Here is a 1,020-nt window from a genome sequence, read left to right as displayed (position 1 = left end):
GTAGTAAGCCCTACCCTTATTTTTTTTCCGAACTGTCCAGTTTCTATAGCATCGGCTATTTCCATAAACATGTTTCCCAGTACTTTTTTCATAGCCTTTGTATCACTCATTTTAGGACCTCCTATTCACTTAGCAAATGTGAAGCAAAGTCTCTCATAGCTTCTGCTATCATGCCTTTTATTTCATCTTTGCTTACTGTAGCACCTTCTGCTTCTACTTTTCCTGTATTTCTTTCTACTATTACTGATACTCCATCAAATAGGTTTGTCATTCTTCCTAGGAATAGGCTTCCTTTTCCTACTATCATAGCTCTGTTTAAGCTGCCCTTTGTAAGATCTTCACGGGCAAATCCAAGGTATGGTACTCCTGATGGTATATGTCCTTGTGTTGGTGCCCATCCTGGCATTCCATGTTTTTCTACAAAGCTTGCAAGCTCTTTTCTTTCAAGTTCTTTTCTTTTTACTCCTATGGCTCCTATCATCTTGTAGTTAGCCGCTGGAACATCCCCAGCTCCCGCTGGCTTTGTAACGTCTGGGTTTTGCATTTCCACTGAATATTTATCTATATCTGTTATCTTAAGTCCGCCTTTATCTAGTGGTGCTGTTATTAATGATGTTATAACTGCCTGTGGTGATGATCCTGTTCCTACTGTATGTCTTCCAACTAAATCTGTTCTAATTATTGGATTTTCTCCATCATTTTTGCTTATTAATATTGCAAATCCTCCTAATACATCTTCAAGTATTGGCATTTCCTTCTTAACATGGTCTTTTCCGTTCATGCCAAGCTTTGCTGTTGCTCCACCTGCTACTATTACTACATTTTCATATACTCCTGCCTGTACCAAAGCTGCCGCTTCTATTAATGCATGGGTAGGTGCTGCACAAAAGCCCCTTGTGTCTGAGCCTGTAGCATTAACTGCTCCCCCTAGTTCTGCTATTGATTTAGCAAAGTTGCCGCCACCTCTTTGGTTCATATCTCCACATGCTTCCTCTGAACATTCTATTACATAATCTATAC

At 39.8% G+C, this 1,020-nt stretch carries 1 protein-coding gene; it reads right to left on the bottom strand.

Going from position 1 to position 1,020, the window contains the following annotated elements; translation table 11 throughout:
- Positions 1–121: 121 nt before the first annotated feature.
- Positions 122–1,020: glycine/sarcosine/betaine reductase complex component C subunit beta (grdC, locus tag BUB36_RS19025; protein WP_242655939.1), on the bottom strand; the 899-nt coding region annotated here is incomplete at its 5' end.

Source organism: Paramaledivibacter caminithermalis DSM 15212 (assembly GCF_900142245.1).
GTDB lineage: Bacteria > Bacillota > Clostridia > Peptostreptococcales > Caminicellaceae > Paramaledivibacter > Paramaledivibacter caminithermalis.
This window is presented reverse-complemented; position numbering and strand designations above follow the sequence as displayed.